This window comes from Streptomyces sp. NPDC052107 (assembly GCF_040680215.1).
In the GTDB taxonomy this organism is placed as follows: Bacteria; Actinomycetota; Actinomycetes; order Streptomycetales; family Streptomycetaceae; genus Streptomyces.
Genome location: NZ_JBFAWG010000024.1, coordinates 1 through 19,994 on the forward strand (window position 1 = coordinate 1; position 19,994 = coordinate 19,994).

General features: G+C 69.4%; 15 protein-coding genes and 1 tRNA gene. 15 read left to right on the forward strand and 1 reads right to left on the reverse strand.

The features are described from left to right. Positions 1-1,644 precede the first annotated feature (1,644 nt). Positions 1,645-1,716, reverse strand: a tRNA-Arg gene (locus tag AB0M27_RS24620). A gap of 317 nt (positions 1,717-2,033) precedes the next feature. Here AB0M27_RS24620 and AB0M27_RS24625 point away from each other — a divergent pair. From AB0M27_RS24625 to glyA, 15 genes are all read left to right on the forward strand, one after another. Beyond that, the gene (locus AB0M27_RS24625) at positions 2,034-2,612 is read left to right on the forward strand and encodes a response regulator (RefSeq protein ID WP_365724114.1); all 579 of its coding nucleotides are present in this window, start codon (positions 2,034-2,036) and stop codon (positions 2,610-2,612) included. 100 nt (positions 2,613-2,712) lie between these two features. Continuing rightward, positions 2,713-3,825: an ArgS-related anticodon-binding protein NrtL gene (nrtL, locus tag AB0M27_RS24630; RefSeq protein WP_365724116.1), complete on the forward strand. Its 1,113-nt coding sequence runs from the start codon at positions 2,713-2,715 to the stop codon at positions 3,823-3,825. Positions 3,826-3,878: 53 nt separating this feature from the next. Next, complete coding sequence (lysA, locus tag AB0M27_RS24635) at positions 3,879-5,270, forward strand: diaminopimelate decarboxylase (protein ID WP_365724118.1); 1,392 nt, start codon at positions 3,879-3,881, stop codon at positions 5,268-5,270. 158 nt (positions 5,271-5,428) lie between these two features. Beyond that, positions 5,429-6,721, forward strand: a complete 1,293-nt coding sequence (locus tag AB0M27_RS24640) for a homoserine dehydrogenase (protein WP_365724121.1) — start codon at positions 5,429-5,431, stop codon at positions 6,719-6,721. A gap of 6 nt (positions 6,722-6,727) precedes the next feature. Then, a complete protein-coding gene (gene thrC / locus AB0M27_RS24645) occupies positions 6,728-7,786 on the forward strand; it encodes a threonine synthase (RefSeq protein WP_365724123.1) in 1,059 nt (352 codons plus the stop codon). 240 nt (positions 7,787-8,026) lie between these two features. After that, complete coding sequence (thrB, locus tag AB0M27_RS24650) at positions 8,027-8,944, forward strand: homoserine kinase (RefSeq protein ID WP_365724125.1); 918 nt, start codon at positions 8,027-8,029, stop codon at positions 8,942-8,944. Between the two features lie 404 nt (positions 8,945-9,348). Beyond that, positions 9,349-11,304 (forward strand): transcription termination factor Rho, encoded by a 1,956-nt coding sequence (rho, locus tag AB0M27_RS24655; protein WP_365724127.1) that lies wholly within the window; start codon positions 9,349-9,351, stop codon positions 11,302-11,304. Positions 11,305-11,475: 171 nt separating this feature from the next. After that, positions 11,476-13,299, forward strand: coding sequence for a trypsin-like serine protease (locus AB0M27_RS24660; protein WP_365724262.1), 1,824 nt, complete (start codon positions 11,476-11,478; stop codon positions 13,297-13,299). 196 nt (positions 13,300-13,495) lie between these two features. Then, the gene (locus AB0M27_RS24665) at positions 13,496-14,617 is read left to right on the forward strand and encodes an LCP family protein (protein ID WP_365724129.1); all 1,122 of its coding nucleotides are present in this window, start codon (positions 13,496-13,498) and stop codon (positions 14,615-14,617) included. Positions 14,618-14,867: 250 nt separating this feature from the next. Continuing rightward, positions 14,868-15,092, forward strand: coding sequence for a 50S ribosomal protein L31 (gene rpmE, locus AB0M27_RS24670; protein ID WP_014675000.1), 225 nt, complete (start codon positions 14,868-14,870; stop codon positions 15,090-15,092). A 105-nt stretch (positions 15,093-15,197) separates the two neighbouring features. Further along, positions 15,198-16,265 carry a peptide chain release factor 1 gene (prfA, locus tag AB0M27_RS24675; protein ID WP_365724132.1) on the forward strand — a complete coding sequence of 356 codons (1,068 nt, stop codon included), beginning with the start codon at positions 15,198-15,200 and terminating at the stop codon, positions 16,263-16,265. A gap of 43 nt (positions 16,266-16,308) precedes the next feature. Then, the gene (gene prmC / locus AB0M27_RS24680; RefSeq protein WP_351799915.1) at positions 16,309-17,154 is read left to right on the forward strand and encodes a peptide chain release factor N(5)-glutamine methyltransferase; all 846 of its coding nucleotides are present in this window, start codon (positions 16,309-16,311) and stop codon (positions 17,152-17,154) included. Positions 17,155-17,215: 61 nt separating this feature from the next. Next, on the forward strand, positions 17,216-17,863 hold the full coding sequence (locus tag AB0M27_RS24685) for an L-threonylcarbamoyladenylate synthase (RefSeq protein WP_365724134.1): 648 nt from the start codon (positions 17,216-17,218) through the stop codon (positions 17,861-17,863). Then, positions 17,860-18,537 (forward strand): protein-tyrosine-phosphatase, encoded by a 678-nt coding sequence (locus tag AB0M27_RS24690; RefSeq protein ID WP_356310238.1) that lies wholly within the window; start codon positions 17,860-17,862, stop codon positions 18,535-18,537. Before AB0M27_RS24685 ends, AB0M27_RS24690 begins: the two co-directional genes overlap by 4 nt. Positions 18,538-18,627: 90 nt before the next feature. Beyond that, positions 18,628-19,866 carry a serine hydroxymethyltransferase gene (gene glyA / locus AB0M27_RS24695; RefSeq protein ID WP_365724136.1) on the forward strand — a complete coding sequence of 413 codons (1,239 nt, stop codon included), beginning with the start codon at positions 18,628-18,630 and terminating at the stop codon, positions 19,864-19,866. The last annotated feature ends 128 nt before the right edge of the window (positions 19,867-19,994 follow it).

Here is a 19,994-nt window from a genome sequence, read left to right on the forward strand (position 1 = left end):
CGGCCGGTTCCTCACACCTCACGAACGGCAGAATCGTCGTACTGGTCACGCCCAATCAGGGCACCACAACAAGATCGTGTTATGAGCTCTTAGGTGGCTGCGTCGCTCCTGTTTGACTCTTCAGAAACTTGCGTGCTGCCGGCGCTGTCCTGTCCCGAGCGGGTTATTGAGGATCGCGCTGTATCGAGGAGCGCTTGCGGGGTCACTCCTAGGTGTTGGCTTCCCCACAATGCTGCGGGGCCCATGAGAAAGATGAGTGCGGCAGGTATTGCTGCTGTCAGAGGTACGCCCACACGCGTCGCGCCAGCGAGCGCTGCCGCAGCAGCGAAGGAACTAACGACGATAATCCAAGCGTCACGCTTCTCTGACGGCGTGTGCATCGTGTCCGAGGTAACGGATTCTTCGGCGTCCTCAACATCGAGTAGATGCAGCCATCGTTTTTCGATGATCCGATCAAGCAGCGTTGAGACTAGGCGAGAGCCTTCAGGGACCCTTTCGCTGCCGTCCGTGAGAACTCCACGGGAGTATCGCATAAGTTGATTCGTGACCACGGCTATGTGTCTAGTGGCAGCTTCTCTAAGACCTGGACCCCATAGAGATGGCCCGTGCTCGGCGAAAGATTCTAGCCAGGAGCAGAGCGAAGGTATTTCCTGAGTGGCCGCAGATCCTGTTACCCCGCTTCCGGCTGTCCTGCTGTGTTCTTGAAGTATCGCGACGCAGAGGAGTAGTGCCTCGTGGTCACTGTTTTGTAGTCGCCATATCGAAGCCTGTTCGCGGTAGTGCAGAATCCCGAAGGAGGTGCCAGCGAGCACCCCGAGGAGGGTGGCCTGGTCTTCCAACTCACCTGTTGGAAAAAGCATGTTCGACCAGAGATCCTCGCCCCTGTAAGCCCACCCTGGCCACATGACTGCGGTCGCCCACACAAGTTCGAATGCGACAATGGCTACCCAGTCCATTCTGCGCAGCGCAGTTGTGCTAGACCACGCTCGCATCAACTCCGTCTTCAATCTATCTACGGTAACGACCATGGGCCTGCCGTGGCTTTGACATATTTCCAGGCAGCGTCCGCTATCTGTCTCTGCGATCTCGCGGGAGAGGGATGCGCGCAATCCTGGCACAGGGAGATATTTTCCGTGGCGCCACGGTTTGTCAACCGCAAGGCGGCCACATATCCTCTCGATTACCACTTTTATAAAAACCGTGACAGTCCCGAAGAGGAGTACCGCATTTACCCAATGTGACACTTCTATTCGCATCTTGCCCCCCCATGACCGATGATCTCTATCACCATCGCAGGCCATGCGGCCCCCTCCACCCCCCATGGCTTCCGGCGCCGGTAGTCCTGCAAGGGGCAGCCACTGTGACGCACCCCAGCGTTATATGTCTACCTGCCGATCACGCTTTGTGAATTCTGTCCGCGTCCAAGCTCGCTGCATGCCCGTTGGCCGGATGTCGCAGAGGCTAGGAGCCAGCTGAGCTGAGGAATGGTCCGCAGGAGCTGAAGCCGGCGCCCGAGCGTGTCGGAGGTGTGTCACGAACACCGAGAGACAACGAGAGAGGGCGGGAGTCAGTGAGACTGACTCCCGCCCTCTTCTGTCGGCATCCGCCCTGGTCAGCGGTTGATCCTTGCTGATCCTCGGCGAGTGCCCCCGGCAGGATTCGAACCTGCGCACACGGCTCCGGAGGCCGTTGCTCTATCCCCTGAGCTACGGGGGCGTGTCGGCTGCGGAGCTCTTTGCTCGCGGCGACGGGTAGAAGACTAGCAGGTCCGGCGAGGTGATCAGGAACCCGTTTCCCCGGTGGCGAACAGGGCGGGGTCATTGCCCATGGTGGACGGGTCCGTGTGGGGCGGGCCTGCCCTTTCGTGAGGGGCGGAAACGGGCTTAGTGCGGGGCGGGCAGGTCGTCCGGGTGCGGTGGACTTCGCCTGTACGGAGCAGGCCCGTGCCCTCGGTGAGGTGGACGGGTCCCCTGTACGGGGTGGAAGTGGGGAAAACCCGGACGCGGTGGCCGGTCCGGACCTACTCTCGACTTGTGTCAGGCGCCTCGGGTCGGGTGCTTGTTGTGGACGACAACAAGGTCATCCGGCAGCTGATCAGGGTCAACCTCGAGCTGGAAGGGCTGGAGGTCGTGACCGCGGCCGATGGTGCCGAGTGTCTGGATGTGGTGCACCAGGTGCGGCCCGATGTCGTGACGCTCGACGTCGTCATGCCCCGGCTGGACGGCCTGCGCACCGCCGCCCGGCTCCGCGCCGACCCCCGTACGCACCATCTGCCCCTCGCCATCATCAGTGCGTGCACGCAGTACGAGGTCGACACCGGTCTCGACGTCGGCGTGGACGCCTTCCTCGCCAAGCCCTTCGAGCCCTCCGAACTCGTACGCCTCGTCAAGCAGCTGATCGAGCGCGGGGGCGACGGTGACGGGGCAGACGGAGGGCAGGGAGGCGGAGGGCATCGAGGCCGGGGCGGGAGCGGCGACGGGGATGATGACGAGGACGGGGATGGTGGCGCGGATGGGGGCGGGGGCGGCGGCAGGGTTCCGGGGGGCGTCGCCGATGGGATCTCCGACGGGGTCTCCGATGGTGTGCCGGGTGGGATTTCGTCCGGTGGTTAGGTGGTCAGGGAACGGTGGGGGATCCGGGGCCGGTCAGAGGGCCGTCCCACAGTAAGGACCGTTTCGGCTACCCACTCCCTTCCTCCCCTACGCTTGTCCCGTGACCCCCGTCGAGTTGTCCCGCACCGTGCTGCACGCGGTGCGGTGTGCTGTCGATGAGGGGGAGCTGAGTGTGAGCGTGCCCGAGCGGGTCGTGGTGACCGAGCCGGGGCCCGGGGGGTGCGGGGACTTCGCCACCAACGTCGCTCTGCAGCTCGCCCGGCCGGCCGGGCAGCCCCCGCGGCGGGTCGCCGAGATTCTGCGGCCCCGGCTCGTCGGTGCCGACGGGATCCGGGATGTCGTCGTGACCGGGCCCGGGTTTCTGAACATCAGCCTGGACGCGCAGGCCGACCTCGTCACCGGGCTCGTCCGGGAGATCCGGGCCCGTGGGGCCTCGTACGGTCATGGTGACGCCCTCGCCGGGCAGGTCGTCGCGCTGCGGGTGCCGTACGAGGTGCGGGCCGAGGTCGTCGCGGACGCCGTCGTACGGATCGTCGCCACGCAGGGCGGGCGGGCCACCGTCGAGCATGGTGAGCCCGTCGATCTGCGGCCCGTGCCCGCGCCGGAGGATCCCGCGCCGCTGGGCCACGACGCCTCCCAGTGGGCCCTGCTGCACCCCGCCCCGCACGACCGGCCCCGCATCACCGCCGATCATCTGGTCCAGCGGGAGAGCAATCCGCTGTTCCGGGTGCGGTACGCCCACGCCCGCGTCCGGTCCCTCAGCCGCAGCGCCGCCCGCCTGGGCTTCGCCGCCGAACCCGGTCCGCTCGACACCAGCCCCTCCGTCGACGCCGGTCAGACCGATACCAGCCGCTCTGCAGACACTGCCCCCGCCATCGCCGCCAAGGGCAGCCACACCACCGCCAAGGGCAGCCACACCACCGCCACCAGCACTTCCCGCGACATACCTGCCATCCCCACCCTCCTCACCCCCCTGGCCGACCACCCCCGCATCCTCACCGCGGCCGCCACCCACCGTGCCCCGGACCGGCTTGCCCGGCATCTCGTCACCGTTGCCGATGCCGTGCTGCCCTTTCTGCCCTCCGTGCTGCCCTGCGGCGAGGAGAAACCCTCGGCCGCCCACCGCGCCCGGCTCGCCCTCGCCGAAGCCGCCGGGACGGTGCTGGCCGGCGGCCTGTCCCTGCTCGGCATCGACGCACCCGAACACCTCTGAGGCCCCTCGCGAGAGACGCCCGGAGAGAGACAGAGAGTCTGAGAGTCACCGTCATGAGCCGTTCCGCCCATCCCGCCGGGCCCCGCCACGCCGACGTCCTGCCCGAGGGGCACTACTACGCGCCGCCCGCCGACCTCAACGCCCTCGACCACAAGGTCTGGGCCCAGACCGTCGGGCGCAACGCCGACGGGGCCGTCACCGTCGGAGGCGTCGATGTGAAGACCCTCGCCGAAGAGCACGGCACCCCCGCCTACATCCTCGACGAGGCCGACTTCCGTGCACGCGCGCGTGCGTGGCGTACCGCCTTCGGGGCCGACGCCGATGTGTTCTACGCGGGGAAGGCGTTCCTGTCCCGTGCCGTCGTGCGGTGGCTCAATGAGGAAGGGCTCAACCTCGACGTGTGCTCCGGGGGCGAGCTGGCCACCGCCCTGTCCGCCGGCATGCCGGCCGAGCGCATCGCCTTCCACGGCAACAACAAGTCCACGGACGAGATCCGTCGCGCCATCGAGGCCGGTGTCGGGCGGATCGTGCTGGACTCCTTCCAGGAGATCGTGCGCGTCGCCCACATCGCGCAGTCCCTGGGCAAGCGGCAGAAGGTCCAGATTCGGATCACCGTCGGGGTCGAGGCGCACACGCACGAGTTCATCGCCACCGCCCATGAGGACCAGAAGTTCGGGATTCCGCTGGCCGGGGGGCAGGCCGCGGAGGCCGTGCGGCGGGCGCTGCAGCTCGACGGGCTCGAGCTGATCGGGATCCACTCCCACATCGGGTCGCAGATCTTCGACATGTCCGGCTTCGAGGTCGCCGCGCACCGCGTTGTCGGGCTGCTCAAGGACATTCGGGACGAGCATGGCGTCGAGCTGCCCGAGATCGACCTCGGCGGTGGGCTCGGTATCGCCTACACGAGCGACGACGACCCCCGCGAACCCCACGAGATCGCCAAGGCGCTCACCGAGATCGTCACGCGCGAGTGCGAGGCCGCCCGGCTGCGCACCCCCCGCATCTCCGTCGAGCCCGGGCGCGCCATCGTCGGGCCGACCGCCTTCACGCTGTACGAGGTCGGCACCGTCAAGCCGCTGGAGGGGCTGCGGACGTACGTGTCCGTCGACGGCGGCATGTCCGACAACATCCGCACGGCCCTGTACGACGCCGAGTACAGCGTCGCCCTCGTGTCCCGGACCTCCAGTGCCGAGCCCATGCTCGCCCGTGTGGTCGGCAAGCACTGCGAGAGCGGGGACATCGTGGTCAAGGACGCGTTCCTGCCCGCCGACCTGGCGCCGGGGGATCTCATCGCCGTACCGGCCACCGGTGCGTACTGCCGGTCCATGGCCAGCAACTACAACCATGTGCTGCGGCCGCCCGTCGTCGCGGTGAAGGACGGCGAGGCGCGGGTGATCGTCCGGCGCGAGACGGAGGAGGATCTCCTGCGTCTCGACGTCGGCTGACACCAGCGCATGACACCAGCTCACGGGGACGGAAGATCTACGGTCTTCCACCCCCGAACAAATGAAATAGATGTCTCACGATCCGGACGAAGGGTAGAAACTCCCGTCCGGTGAGTGAGACTGGTCCAACCGTAGACGGTATGAGGAAACGAGGTCGGATGATGCGTACGCGTCCGCTGAAGGTGGCGCTGCTGGGCTGTGGGGTTGTCGGCTCAGAGGTGGCGCGCATCATGACGACGCACGCCGACGACCTCGCAGCGAGGATCGGAGCGCCCGTGGAGCTCGCGGGCGTGGCCGTACGGCGCCCCAGCAAGGTGCGCGAGGGCATCGACCCGGCCCTCGTCACCACCGACGCCACCGCCCTCGTCAAACGCGGCGACATCGATGTGGTGGTCGAGGTGATCGGCGGGATCGAGCCCGCGCGGTCCCTCATCACCACCGCCTTCGAGCACGGGGCCTCCGTCGTCTCCGCCAACAAGGCCCTGCTCGCCCAGGACGGGGCCGCCCTGCACGCGGAGGCGGAGGAGCACGGCAAGGACCTCTACTACGAGGCCGCCGTCGCCGGTGCCATCCCGCTCATCCGCCCGCTGCGCGAGTCCCTCGCCGGCGACAAGATCAACCGGGTGATGGGGATCGTCAACGGCACGACCAACTTCATCCTCGACAAGATGGACTCCACCGGCGCCGGCTACCAGGAGGCGCTCGACGAGGCCACCGCCCTCGGGTACGCCGAAGCCGACCCGACCGCCGACGTCGAGGGCTTCGACGCCGCCGCCAAGGCCGCCATCCTCGCCGGGATCGCCTTCCACACGCGCGTGCGCCTCGACGACGTCTACCGCGAGGGCATGGCCGAAGTCACCGCCGCCGACTTCCGCTCGGCGAAGGAGATGGGCTGCACCATCAAGCTGCTCGCGATCTGCGAGCGCTCGAAGGACGGGGCGTCCGTCACCGCGCGCGTGCATCCCGCCATGATTCCGCTGACCCACCCGCTCGCCTCCGTGCGCGGCGCGTACAACGCCGTTTTCGTGGAGAGCGATGCCGCCGGTCAGCTGATGTTCTACGGCCCCGGCGCCGGCGGTTCCCCGACCGCCTCCGCCGTGCTCGGCGACCTCGTCGCCGTCTGCCGCAACCGGCTCAACGGCGCAACGGGGCCCGGTGAGTCGGCGTACGCCGCCCTGCCCGTCTCGCCCATGGGCGAGGTCGTCACGCGCTACCACATCAGCCTCGACGTCGCCGACAAACCGGGTGTTCTCGCCCAGGTCGCGACCGTGTTCGCCGAGCACGGGGTGTCGATCGATACGGTGCGCCAGCAGGGCAAGGACGGCGAGGCCTCCCTCGTCGTCGTCACCCACCGCGCGTCCGACGCCTCCCTGTCCGGGACCGTCGAGGCGCTGCGCAAGCTCGACACCGTGCGGGGTGTCGCCAGCATCATGCGGGTTGAAGGAGAGTAACCAGCAATGACCCACCAGTGGCGCGGAATCATCGAGGAGTACCGGGACCGGCTGCCGGTATCCGACACCACGCCGGTCGTGACGCTCCGCGAGGGCGGTACGCCCCTCGTGCCCGCGCAGGTGCTCTCCGAGCGCACGGGCTGTGAGGTCCACCTGAAGGTGGAGGGCGCCAACCCCACCGGGTCCTTCAAGGACCGCGGCATGACCATGGCCATCTCCAAGGCCAAGGAGGAGGGGGCGAAGGCGGTGATCTGCGCCTCCACCGGCAACACGTCGGCCTCCGCCGCCGCTTACGCCGTGCGGGCCGGCATGGTCTCGGCCGTGCTCGTCCCGCAGGGCAAGATCGCCCTCGGCAAGATGGGCCAGGCCCTCGTGCACGGTGCGAAGATCCTCCAGGTCGACGGCAACTTCGACGACTGCCTCACCCTCGCGCGCTCGCTGAGCGAGAACTACCCGGTGGCGTTGGTCAATTCGGTCAACCCGGTGCGTATCGAGGGCCAGAAGACGGCCTCCTTCGAGATCGTGGACATGCTCGGCGACGCACCCGACATCCACGTCCTCCCGGTGGGCAACGCGGGCAACATCACCGCCTACTGGAAGGGCTACACGGAGTACGCCGCCGACGGCATCGCCTCCGGGACCCCCCGGATGTGGGGCTTCCAGGCCTCCGGCAGCGCCCCGATCGTGCGCGGCGAGGTGGTCAAGGACCCGTCGACCATCGCCACCGCCATCCGCATCGGCAACCCCGCCTCCTGGCAGTACGCCCTCGCCGCGCGCGACGAGTCGGGCGGTGTCATCGACGAGGTGACGGACCGTGAAATCCTGCGCGCCTACCGCCTGTTGGCCGCGCAGGAGGGCGTCTTCGTGGAGCCCGCCTCCGCCGCCTCCGTGGCCGGTCTGCTGAAGGCCGCCGAACAGGGCAAGGTCGACCCGGGGCAGCGCATCGTGTGCACCGTCACGGGCAACGGCCTCAAGGACCCCGACTGGGCCGTCGCCGGCGCCCCGCAGCCGGTCACCGTCCCGGTCGACGCGGCCGCCGCCGCCGAGCGCCTCGGCCTCGCCTGAATCCTGGAAAACCCCTGACAGGGTGCACAGGGGGCTTACGACACGCATCGTGCGCCTCCTGTGCGCCCTATGTCGCCACACAACCTTCCTTCGATAGGCTGTACTGAACCCGCCCGTTGCATATGCCCGGCACAGGGCTGCGCACATGGGCGACGCCGCGCCGTCTGCGCGGCCGGAGGGTCTCCACGTACGTATCGAATGTCTTCGACAGTCACGCAGCTCAAGGAGAGTCAACGAGCGATGGCCGGTCCAGCGTTCCGCGCCGCCGCCGTCCGGGTGCGCGTTCCCGCCACCAGCGCCAATCTCGGCCCGGGCTTCGACGCCCTCGGCCTCGCGCTGGGGCTCTACGACGACGTGGTCGTCCGGGTGGCCGACTCCGGGCTGCACATCGACATCGCGGGGGAGGGCAGCGAAACCCTTCCGCGTGACGAGTCTCACCTTCTCGTCCGCTCCCTGCGCACCGCCTTCGATCTGCTGGGCGGACAGCCCCGCGGCCTGGAGATCGTCTGCGCCAACCGCATCCCGCACGGCCGTGGCCTCGGCTCCTCCTCCGCCGCCATCTGCGCCGGCATCGTCGCCGCCCGCACGGTGACCATAGGCGGCGAGGCCCGCCTGGACGACGCGGCGCTGCTGGAGCTGGCCACCGAGATCGAGGGCCACCCCGACAACGTGGCCGCGTGTCTGCTCGGCGGCTTCACGCTGTCCTGGATGGAGTCCGGCGCCGCACGGGCGATCAGGATGGAGCCCAGCGATTCCATCGTTCCGGTGGTTTTCGTGCCCGGTAAGCCGGTCCTAACCGAGACCGCGCGCGGCCTGCTGCCGCGCACCGTGCCGCACGTCGACGCCGCCACCAACGCGGGCCGTGCCGCCCTGCTCGTCGAGGCCCTCACCCGGCGCCCCGAGCTGCTGCTGCCCGCCACCGAGGACCGCCTCCACCAGGAGTACCGCGCTCCGGCCATGCCGGAGAGCGCCGCGCTGGTGGAGCGGCTGCGCGCCGACGGCATCCCGGCCGTCATCTCGGGCGCCGGACCCACCGTCATGGCGCTGGCCGACGCCGACAGCGCCGACAAGGTCGCCCACCTCGCGGGTGCGGGCTGGGCCGCGAACCGGCTGGACCTCGATGTCCAGGGAGCGAGCGTGCTGCCGCTTGCGACCTGACACACGGTTGCCGGATTTGGAGAGGGGGAATGTTTGTTGGATCCGGTAGTGTTAACCTCAAGTCTGCACCCGACCCCACCATGGCGAGGTGCATCGTGTCCCAGTCCGGGACAGACATTCTTCCGGGAGCCTCCCACGCCACTCCGTGTTCCGTGCGCCGTACCTGGGCAGTACGTCGTATGCGGGCACTGAGCGGGCCGCCGGGCACGCTCCGGAATCGGTGCTACCACGCCACGTGACACTGGGTGCCACGGCTCGCGGAAGCGCCAATCACCGCACATTTCCTCCGCCGCTTTGGCGGACCACCGCCCCGGCACGGTTCATGGAAGACAGGACCGTAGCCGGACAGCACAACCGGTCGCCGAGCCAGACAGGCCGACGTCCGCTCCAGGGAAGGACCCTTCGTGAGCGACACCACCGATCTGATGGGCGCACGTGTCGAGGAGACCGCTGCCGCGCCCGCCACGGACGCCTCCGCGCCTGCCACCGGTGCCGGCTCCCGGCGGCGCCGCGGTACCGGCCTCGAGGGCATGGTGCTGGCCGAGTTGCAGCAGGTCGCCTCGGGCCTCGGCATCAGGGGCACCGCGCGGATGCGCAAGAGCCAGCTGATCGAGGTCATCAAGGAGGCGCAGGCCGCCGGGGGTGCCGCCCCCCAGGCCGAGACCGCCACCGAGACCAAGCCGAAGCGCCGTGCCACCTCCAAGGCCCGTACCGGCGAGGACGCCGAGAAGAAGGCGGAGGCCAAGACCGAGGCCCCCGCCGAGAAGGCCGTGGCCCAGCAGCAGATCGAGATCCCCGGCCAGCCCGCCAGCGACGACGCGCCGACCGAGCGCCGTCGCCGCCGCGCCACCGCCGAGGCCGGCAGCCCCGCCCCGATGAGCGCCGAGACCGTCGCCGCCGAGGCCAAGGCCGAGCCCAAGGCCGAGACGCCCGCCCAGCAGCCGCAGGGCGAGGCCGGTGACGGTGAGGGCCGTGGCCGCCGCGACCGCCGTGAGCGCGGCCGGGACCGAGAGCGTGACCGCGACCGCCGCGGCAAGGGCGACGACCAGCAGGGTGGCCAGCAGCGTCAGCCGCAGGGCCAGCAGCAGGGCGGCCGCCAGGACCGTCAGCAGGATGACGACGACTTCGAGGGCGGCCGCCGTGGCCGTCGCGGCCGCTACCGCGACCGCCGTGGCCGCCGTGGCCGCGACGACATCGCCGAGCCGCAGGTCGCCGAGGACGACGTCCTGATCCCTGTCGCGGGCATCCTGGACATCCTCGACAACTACGCCTTCATCCGGACCTCCGGCTACCTGCCGGGCCCGAACGACGTGTACGTCTCCCTCGCCCAGGTCCGCAAGAACGGCCTGCGCAAGGGCGACCACGTCACCGGTGCGGTCCGTCAGCCGAAGGAGGGCGAGCGCCGCGAGAAGTTCAACGCGCTGGTCCGCCTCGACTCCGTCAACGGCATGGCGCCCGAACACGGCCGTGGCCGCCCGGAGTTCAACAAGCTGACCCCGCTCTACCCGCAGGACCGCCTCCGTCTGGAGACGGACCCGGGCGTGCTGACCACTCGCATCATCGACCTGGTCTCGCCGATCGGTAAGGGCCAGCGCGGTCTGATCGTGGCCCCGCCGAAGACCGGTAAGACCATGATCATGCAGGCGATCGCCAACGCGATCACGCACAACAACCCCGAGTGCCACCTGATGGTCGTCCTCGTCGACGAGCGTCCGGAAGAGGTCACCGACATGCAGCGGTCGGTCAAGGGCGAGGTCATCTCCTCGACCTTCGACCGTCCGGCCGAGGACCACACCACGGTCGCCGAGCTCGCCATCGAGCGCGCCAAGCGTCTGGTGGAGCTGGGCCACGACGTCGTCGTGCTGCTCGACTCGATCACGCGTCTGGGCCGTGCGTACAACCTGGCCGCGCCCGCCTCCGGCCGCATCCTGTCCGGTGGTGTCGACTCGACCGCGCTGTACCCGCCGAAGCGCTTCTTCGGTGCGGCGCGCAACATCGAGGACGGCGGCTCGCTCACCATCCTGGCGACGGCTCTCGTCGACACCGGCTCCCGCATGGACGAGGTGATCTTCGAGGAGTTCAAGGGCACCGGCAACATGGAGCTCAAGCTCGACCGGAAGCTCGCCGACAAGCGGATCTTCCCGGCTGTCGACGTGGACGCGTCCGGTACCCGTAAGGAAGAGATCCTGCTGGGTGCCGAGGAGCTGGGCATCGTCTGGAAGCTGCGGCGTGTGCTGCACGCGCTCGACCAGCAGCAGGCCATCGAGCTGCTGCTCGACAAGATGAAGCAGACCAAGTCGAACGTCGAGTTCCTGATGCAGATTCAGAAGACGACGCCGACGCCCGGGAACGGCGACTAGTCGGTAGAGACTGGGTAAGAAAAAGGGCCGCCCCCCGTCGATCGGTGACGGGGGGCGGCCCTTTGGCGCTGAGAGGTACGGGTGCACATCACGCGCCTCTTCTGACTCATCGCTCATGGGGGGACTCTTTTGTCCACGCCTCTGCCCCGCGCCGGTCGGCACAGACGCCGCATACGCATCGGCCTGCCCGTCGCCGCCGCCGGTGTCGCCGCGGCCGTCGCCGCCGCGCTGCTGACCGCCTCCGCGGGCGCCAGCACGGCCTCGGCCGCGCCGACCGTCAAGCCCGCCACCAGCTCCGCGTCCCTCACCGAGCTGACGCACCGCGTCGCGGGTGCGCTCACCACCGACAAGGACTTCAAGAAGGCCTCGAAGACCAAGGACACGAAGGGCGGCGGGACGGCTTCCGCGTCGTCCCCGTCGTCCTCGTCGTCCTCGGGCACGACGTCCGGCACCGGGACCGTCAGCCCGATGATCATCGGCGGCACCACCACCACCATCGCCTCGGCCCCGTGGATGGCCCAGCTCTGGTACTACGACGACAAGGGCACCAGCGACACCAGCGACGACCTCGGCTTCTTCTGCGGCGGTGCCGTGGTGGCGCCGACGAAGATCCTCACCGCCGCGCACTGCGTCAAGGGCTTCGACTGGCACGCCAACGGCGCCATCCTCACCGGCACCGACCAGCTGCCCACCACCGACTCCTCGGGCAACACCGACGTGCACGGCGGTACGGTCTCCGGCGTCTGGCGGCAGTGGAACCACCCGTCGTACAACGCGACGACCATCGACAACGACATCGCCGTACTGACCCTGCCGAGCCCGATCAAGGCCACGCCGATCCGCATGACGACGTCGACCGACACGGCGTCCTACGCGGCCGGCACCAGCGCCAAGGTCTACGGCTGGGGCCGCACCAGCTCCACCAGCGGCGACATCTCGCAGACGCTGAAGACGGCGACCCTGCCGATCCAGTCCGACAGCACCTGCTCCGGCGCCTACGGCAGCGACTTCATCGCGGGCCACATGGTCTGCGCGGGCAACCCCGCCACCGGCAGCGACTCCGGCACCACCGCCACCTGCAACGGCGACTCCGGCGGCCCGCTGATCGTGAACAACCGCATCGTGGGCATCGTCTCCTGGGGCGTGCAGAACTGCGTCGCCAAGGGCGCCTACAGCGTGTTCAGCAAGGTGAAGTCGTACGTCGGCGCCGCCTACCCGCGCATCGACGACACCAACCTCAGCGGCGACCACAAGGCCGACCTGTTCGTGCGCGAGCACTCCACGAACACCGGCTACGAGAAGGACTCCAAGGGCACCTCGTTCGCCTCCCGCGTCTCCTGGGGCAGCTTCTCCGGCTACAACACGATCCTGCAGACGGACCTGGACCGGGACGGCTACCAGGACTTCGTGCTGCGCCGCAGCAGTGACGGGGCGGTCTTCTGGCTGCACTACATCCCTGCCACCCAGAGCTGGAGCAAGAAGGAGATCTTCAGCAACTGGTCCAGCCGGAAGTTCACCGTCGCCCCCGGCGACGTCACCGGCGACTACCTGCCCGACCTGCTCTCGGTCGACTCCTCCGGCATCCTGTGGATCTACCCGGGCAAGGGCGACGGCTCCTTCTCCGCCCGCGTCGAGGTCGGCTCCGGCTGGGGCCAGTACAACTCCCTGCGCGGCCACGGCGACTTCGACGGCGACGGCAAGGCCGACCTGATCGCCCGCCAGAGCAGCACCAACGACGTGTACCTGTACCGGGGCAACGGCAAGTCCGGCACGGGCGCCTTCGCCTCCCGGATCAAGGTGCGCAGCGGCTGGACCGGCTACAACGCCTTCGACGCGGTCGGCGACGTGACCGGTGACGGCAAGGCCGACTTCCTGGCCCGCACCTCCGGCGGCACGCTCTACCTGTACCCCGGCACCGGCAAGGCGACCAGCGAGATCTTTGCCACAAGAATCTCGGTTGGCACCGGTTTCCAGGCATACGACCTCTGGGGCTGAAACCCCAGGTGAGCGAGGCTCGCCAACCGTAACCCGGTGACACACAGTGCCCATTGCCGTACGCGATGGGCACTGTGCGTTGTGCAACCCTGGCCCGAGTTTCTCCGTCTGCCCTTACGGAGTGACGATGGAGCGGTACCGACCGCGCCTGACCCTGAAAGCAGGGGGTAACCGACCGACGAGACCTAGGAGCGATGTGTCCGCCGAGAGCACGCCGGAGCCCGTCATACCCACGCCGGGTGAGCCCGGCCCCCGCAGTGGCAACGGCCGCCGCGGCAAGAGCCGCAGGGCCCTGCGCGTCGCGGCGTGGACGGCCGCCGGTGTGGTCGTGCTGGGCGGTACAGGCGCGGGGTACCTGTACTTCAAGCTCAACGGCAACATCAAGAGCTTCGACATCAATCAGGCCCTCGGCAACGACCGCCCGTCGAAGATCGACAACGGCTCCGAGAACATCCTGGTCCTCGGCTCGGACAGCCGCTCCGGCTCCAACAAGAAGCTCGGCGGCGGCACCGACGACGGCAGCGCCCGCTCCGACACGGCGATGATCGTCCACGTCTACGAGGGCCACAAGAAGGCCGCCGTGGTCTCCGTCCCCCGGGACACCCTGATCGACCGCCCGGCCTGCACCGACACCAAGGGCACCAGGCACCCGGCCGCGAACGGCGTGATGTTCAACGAGGCCTACTCCACCGGCGGCGCGGCCTGCGCGGTGAAGACCGTCGAGTCCCTCACCGGCATCCGCATGGACCACTACCTGGAGGTCGACTTCGCCGGCTTCCAGAAGCTCGTCGACGACCTCGGCGGCGTCCCGGTCACCACGATGAAGAGCATCGACGACCCGCAGAGCCACCTGAACCTCCAGGCCGGCACCCACACCCTCGACGGGCGGCAGGCGCTCGGCCTGGTCCGCACTCGGCACGGCGTGGGCGACGGCTCCGACCTGGGCCGCATCCAGCTCCAGCAGGCCTTCGTCAAGGCCCTGCTCACCCAGGTCAAGCACGTCGGCATCTTCAGCAACCCCAAGAAGCTCTACGACCTCGCCGACACCGCCACCAAGACGGTCACCACCGACTCCGACCTCGGCTCGGTCAACTCCCTGATCGACTTCGCGGACGGCCTCAAGGGCATCGGCTCCCAGCACATGACCATGATCACCATGCCGGTCCGCTACGACCCGTCGAACCCCAACCGCGTGCTCATGCAGAAGCAGAAGGCCCAGCTGGTGTGGGACGCCCTGAAGAACGACCGCCCGATCCCGAAGCCGGCCACGACGGGTACGGCCACAGGCGAAGCCAAGGGCGTGGTGAGCGCCCCCTGAGGGGCGCGGGGCTGTAATGAATATGCGGCTCCACCGCGTGGGCGCGAGAACCCTCCACGCACCCGCACCCGCACGGCGATCGCCAGGCGCCCCCGTAGGCGACCACCCACTCACCTGTAGGGAATAGGCGACAGCCACCCCCGGTTTTGGGGGATGGCCCCAGTCCTGGCAGACTGGTACGTCGGCTCCGGTTCACGCTCCCGCACCCCGCGGCGGCGACCCGGCGCCCTCCCGAAACCTAGGAGACACCTTGAAGCGCGACATCCACCCCGCGTACGTCGAGACGCAGGTCAGCTGCACCTGTGGCGCGTCGTTCACCACCCGCAGCACCATCGAGTCCGGCACCATCCGGGCCGAGGTCTGCTCCGAGTGCCACCCGTTCTACACGGGCAAGCAGAAGATCCTCGACACCGGTGGCCGTGTGGCCCGCTTCGAGGCCCGCTTCGGCAAGGCTGCCGCCGGCTCCAAGAAGTAGCGAGCCCCATTTCGCCGGTCCACGGTCACGCCCTCGTGGGGGTGTGCCCGGGACCGGCGTTTTTGGTCGCCCGCCCTTCCCTTCACCGCAGTACAGGAGCCCAAGATGTTCGAGGCCGTCGACGAACTCGTCGCCGAGCACGCCGATCTGGAGAAGAAGCTCGCCGACCCGTCGGTCCACGCCGACCAGGCAAACGCGCGCAAGCTGAACAAGCGCTATGCCGAGCTGACCCCGATCGTCGCCACGTACCGCTCCTGGAAGCAGGCCGGCGACGACATCGAGACCGCGCGCGAGTTCGCGGCCGACGACCCCGACTTCGCCGCCGAGGTCAAGGACCTGGAGAAGCAGCGCGAGGAGCTCACCGAGAAACTCCGCTTCCTGCTGATCCCGCGTGACCCGAGTGACGACAAGGACGTCATTCTGGAGATCAAGGCGGGCGCGGGCGGCGACGAGTCCGCGCTCTTCGCCGGCGACCTGCTGCGCATGTACCTGCGCTACGCCGAGCGTGTCGGCTGGAAGACCGAGATCATCGACGCCACCGAGTCCGAGCTGGGCGGCTACAAGGACGTCCAGGTCGCGGTGAAGGCTCGCGGCCAGCTCGAACCCGGCCAGGGCGTGTGGGCCCGGCTGAAGTACGAGGGCGGTGTGCACCGCGTGCAGCGCGTGCCGGCCACCGAGTCGCAGGGCCGTATCCACACCTCCGCCGCCGGTGTCCTCGTCACCCCGGAGGCCGAGGAGGTGGACGTGGAGATCAACCCCAACGACCTCCGCATCGACGTCTACCGCTCCTCCGGCCCGGGCGGACAGTCGGTCAACACCACCGACTCCGCGGTGCGCATCACGCACCTGCCGACCGGGGTCGTCGCCTCCTGCCAGAACGAGAAGAGCCAGCTGCAGAACAAGGAGCAGGCGCTGCGTATCCTGCGCTCCAGGCTGCTCGCCATGGCGCAGGAGGAGGCCGAGCGGGAGGCCGCCGACGCCCGCCGCAGCCAGGTCCGCACGGTCGACCGCTCCGAGAAGATCCGCACCTACAACTTCCCGGAGAACCGCATCTCGGACCACCGCGTCGGCTTCAAGGCGTACAACCTGGACCAGGTCCTGGACGGAGACCTCGACGCGGTCATCCAGGCCTGCGTCGACGCCGACTCGGCGGCGAAGCTGGCAACCGCGTAAGACGCGTACGAGCACCAGTACGAGCACGACACGGAGGACTCGCGTGAACCTGCTGCTCGCCGAGGTGGCCCAGGCCACCCAGCGGCTGGCCGACGCCGGCGTGCCCTCGCCGCGCACCGACGCGGAGGAGCTCGCCGCGTTCGTGCACGGCGTGAAGCGCGGCGCACTGCACTCCGTGAAGGACTCGGACTTCGACGCCCGGTACTGGGAGGTCATCGCCCGGCGCGAACAGCGCGAGCCGCTGCAGCACATCACCGGGCGGGCCTACTTCCGCTATCTGGAGCTCCAGGTCGGGCCGGGCGTCTTCGTGCCCCGGCCCGAGACCGAGTCCGTGGTCGGCTGGGCCATAGACGCCGTACGCGCCATGGACGTCGTCGAGCCGTGCATCGTCGACCTGTGCACCGGCTCCGGCGCCATCGCGCTCGCCCTCGCCCAGGAGGTCCCGCGCTCGCGCGTGCACGCCGTGGAGCTGTCCGAGGACGCCCTGGTGTGGACGCGGAAGAACGTCGCGGGCTCCAGGGTCGATCTGCGCCAGGGGGACGCCCTGACGGCCTTCCCCGACCTCGACGGGCAGGTCGACCTGGTGATCTCCAACCCGCCGTACATCCCGCTCACGGAGTGGGAGTACGTGGCTCCCGAGGCCCGCGACTACGACCCCGAGATGGCCCTGTTCTCCGGCGAGGACGGTCTCGACCTGATCCGGGGCATCGAACGCACCGCGCACCGCCTGCTCCGCCCGGGCGGGGTCGTCGTGATCGAGCACGCCGACACCCAGGGCGGCCAGGTGCCGTGGATCTTCACCGAGGAGCGGGGCTGGGCCGACGCGGCCGACCACCCCGACCTCAACAAGCGCCCCCGGTTCGCGACCGCCCGCAAGGCGCTGCCGTGAGCACCCCCACGGCAGTCTTTTCCGAAGTCCCGCATTACGTGTACGAGGAGGCCCGCTAGACATGGCACGGCGATACGACACCAACGACGCGACCGACCGCGTGACGGGTCTGCGTGAAGCCGCGTCCGCGGTCCGCCGGGGCGAGCTGGTGGTGCTCCCGACCGACACGGTGTACGGCATCGGCGCCGACGCGTTCTCCTCCGAGGCGGTCGCCGACCTGCTCGCCGCCAAGGGCCGGGGCCGCAACATGCCCACCCCTGTCCTCATCGGCTCCCCGAACACGCTGCACGGTCTCGTCACGGACTTCTCCGAGCTGGCCTGGGAGCTGGTCGACGCCTTCTGGCCGGGCGCCCTGACGCTCATCGCCAAGCACCAGCCGTCCCTGCAGTGGGACCTCGGCGACACCCGGGGCACGGTGGCCGTCCGCATGCCCCTGCATCCCGTCGCCATCGAGCTGCTCACCGAGGTCGGCCCCATGGCCGTGTCCTCCGCCAACCTCACCGGCCACCCGGCGCCGGAGAACTGCGACGCCGCGCAGGAGATGCTCGGCGACTCCGTCTCCGTCTACCTCGACGGCGGCCCCACCCCGGGCAACGTGCCGTCGTCCATCGTGGACGTCAGCGGCCCGGTGCCGCTGCTGCTTCGCGAGGGCGCGCTCTCCCCGGAGGAGCTGCGCAAGGTCGTACCCGACCTCGAGGTGGCGAATTGACGGCCCCTGAAGCGGGGCGTGGCATAGGCATCGGAGAGCGTGTCGCGGAGCAGACGACGACGTTCGGCTTTCCGCGCGACACCTTCCGCATCCTCCACGTCAGCACCGGCAATGTGTGCCGCTCGCCCATCACCGAGCGGCTGACCCGCCATTTCGTGGCGGAGCGGCTCGGCGTGCTCGGCGGCGGTCTGATCGTGGAGAGCGCCGGCACCTGGGGCCACGAGGGCGCGCCGATGGAGGCCAACGCGGAGGCGGTGCTGGCCGAGTTCGGCGCGGACGCCTCCGGCTTCTTCGGCCGGGAGTTGCTGGACGAGCACGTCATCAGGGCCGACCTCGTGCTCACCGCCACCCGCGACCACCGCGCCCAGGTCATCTCCATGGGCCATTCGGCGGGGCTGCGCACCTTCACCCTGAAGGAGTTCACCCGGCTGGTCCGGGCGATAGATCCGGCCACCCTGCCGCCCCTGGACGACGGGGTGGTCATGCGCGCCCGCGCCCTGGTTCGTGCGGCGGCCGCTCTACGCGGGTGGCTGCTGGCGCCCACGGCCGAGGCGGACGAGGTCCACGACCCGTACGGGGCGCCCCTGACGTTCTTCCGGTCGATCGGGGACGAGATACACCAGGCACTGGATCCGGTGGTGACGGCGCTGACCGGAGTACCGGCGCGGACCTGAGCGCCTCGTAAAGAGCTGCAATACCGGACATACCGCACATCCCCGGCCTACATTGGTCGTACGTCACCGTCGACCGCCCGGGAGCCCGCCATGTCGGTCACCCCTACCCTCGAGACCGATGTCCTGCGACGGCAGGACCCGGCGATGGCCGAGATCCTGCTCGCGGAACTGGCGCGGCAGTCCACGACCCTGCAGTTGATCGCCGCCGAGAACTTCTGTTCGCCGGCCGTGCTCGCCGCCCTCGGGTCGGCGCTCGCCAACAAGTACGCCGAGGGCTATCCCGGCGCCCGGCACCACGGCGGCTGCGAGATCGTCGACCTCGCCGAACGCACCGCCATCGACCGGGCCAAGGAGCTGTTCGGCGCGGAACACGCCAACGTCCAGTCCCACTCCGGCTCTTCCGCCGTCCTGGCCGCCTACGCCGCCCTGCTGCGCCCCGGCGACACCGTCCTCGCCCTCGGTCTGCACTACGGCGGCCATCTCACCCACGGCTCGCCCGCGAACTTCTCCGGCCGCTGGTTCGACTTCGTCGGGTACGGGGTGGACGCGGAGACCGGGCTCATCGACCACGACCAGGTGCGTCACCTGGCCCTGGGCCACCGGCCCAAGGCGATCGTGTGCGGCTCGATCGCCTACCCCCGGCACATCGACTACGCCTTCTTCCGCGAGGTCGCCGACGAGGTCGGTGCCTATCTGATCGCCGACGCCGCGCACCCGATCGGGCTGGTCGCCGGCGGCGCGGCGCCGAGCCCGGTGCCGTACGCCGACATCGTGTGCGCGACCACCCACAAGGTGCTGCGCGGTCCGCGCGGCGGGATGATCCTGTGCGGGAGCGAGTTGGCCGAGCGCGTCGACCGGGCGGTGTTCCCGTTCACCCAGGGCGGCGCCCAGATGCACACGATCGCCGCGAAGGCCGTCGCGTTCGGCGAGGCGGCAACACCGGCCTTCGCCGTGTACACCCATCAGGTGGTCGCCAACGCGCGCGTGCTCGCCGGTCACCTGGCCGCCGAGGGCCTCACCGTCACCACCGGCGGCACGGACACTCATCTGATCACCGCCGACCCGGCCCCGCTCGGGGTGGACGGCCGCACCGCGCGCGGCCGGCTCGCCGCCGCCGGGATCGTGCTGGACTGCTGTGCGCTGCCGCACGGCGACGGCCGTGGCCTGCGCCTGGGCACGGCCGCGGTGACCACACAGGGCATGGGGGAACCGGAGATGGTGCGGATGGCGGCGCTGATGGCGGCCGTGCTGCGCGGCGGGACCGAGCCGGCCGCGGCACGGGACGAGGTGCGGGTTCTCACAGGTGCGTTTCCGCCGTATCCCGCCTGAACGGGGGTAGACGCAGCCCCGTACACCCCGATGTGCGGCTGGTCCACAGCCAGGCGTGCAACCATCGTGGCTACCCGGAAGTCCCCATCCATATACGTCCATCGCTAGGGTGTGGGGCTGTGATGGCC

Excerpts from the sequence above, each read along its gene's own strand:
- lysA (WP_365724118.1), top strand. The coding sequence starts at position 3,879 with ATGAGCCGTTCCGCCCATCCCGCCGGGCCCCGCCACGCCGACGTCCTG.
- AB0M27_RS24640 (WP_365724121.1), top strand. The coding sequence starts at position 5,429 with ATGATGCGTACGCGTCCGCTGAAGGTGGCGCTGCTGGGCTGTGGGGTT.
- thrC (WP_365724123.1), top strand. The coding sequence starts at position 6,728 with ATGACCCACCAGTGGCGCGGAATCATCGAGGAGTACCGGGACCGGCTG.
- thrB (WP_365724125.1), top strand. The coding sequence starts at position 8,027 with ATGGCCGGTCCAGCGTTCCGCGCCGCCGCCGTCCGGGTGCGCGTTCCC.
- prfA (WP_365724132.1), top strand. The coding sequence starts at position 15,198 with ATGTTCGAGGCCGTCGACGAACTCGTCGCCGAGCACGCCGATCTGGAG.
- AB0M27_RS24685 (WP_365724134.1), top strand. The coding sequence starts at position 17,216 with ATGGCACGGCGATACGACACCAACGACGCGACCGACCGCGTGACGGGT.
- glyA (WP_365724136.1), top strand. The coding sequence starts at position 18,628 with ATGTCGGTCACCCCTACCCTCGAGACCGATGTCCTGCGACGGCAGGAC.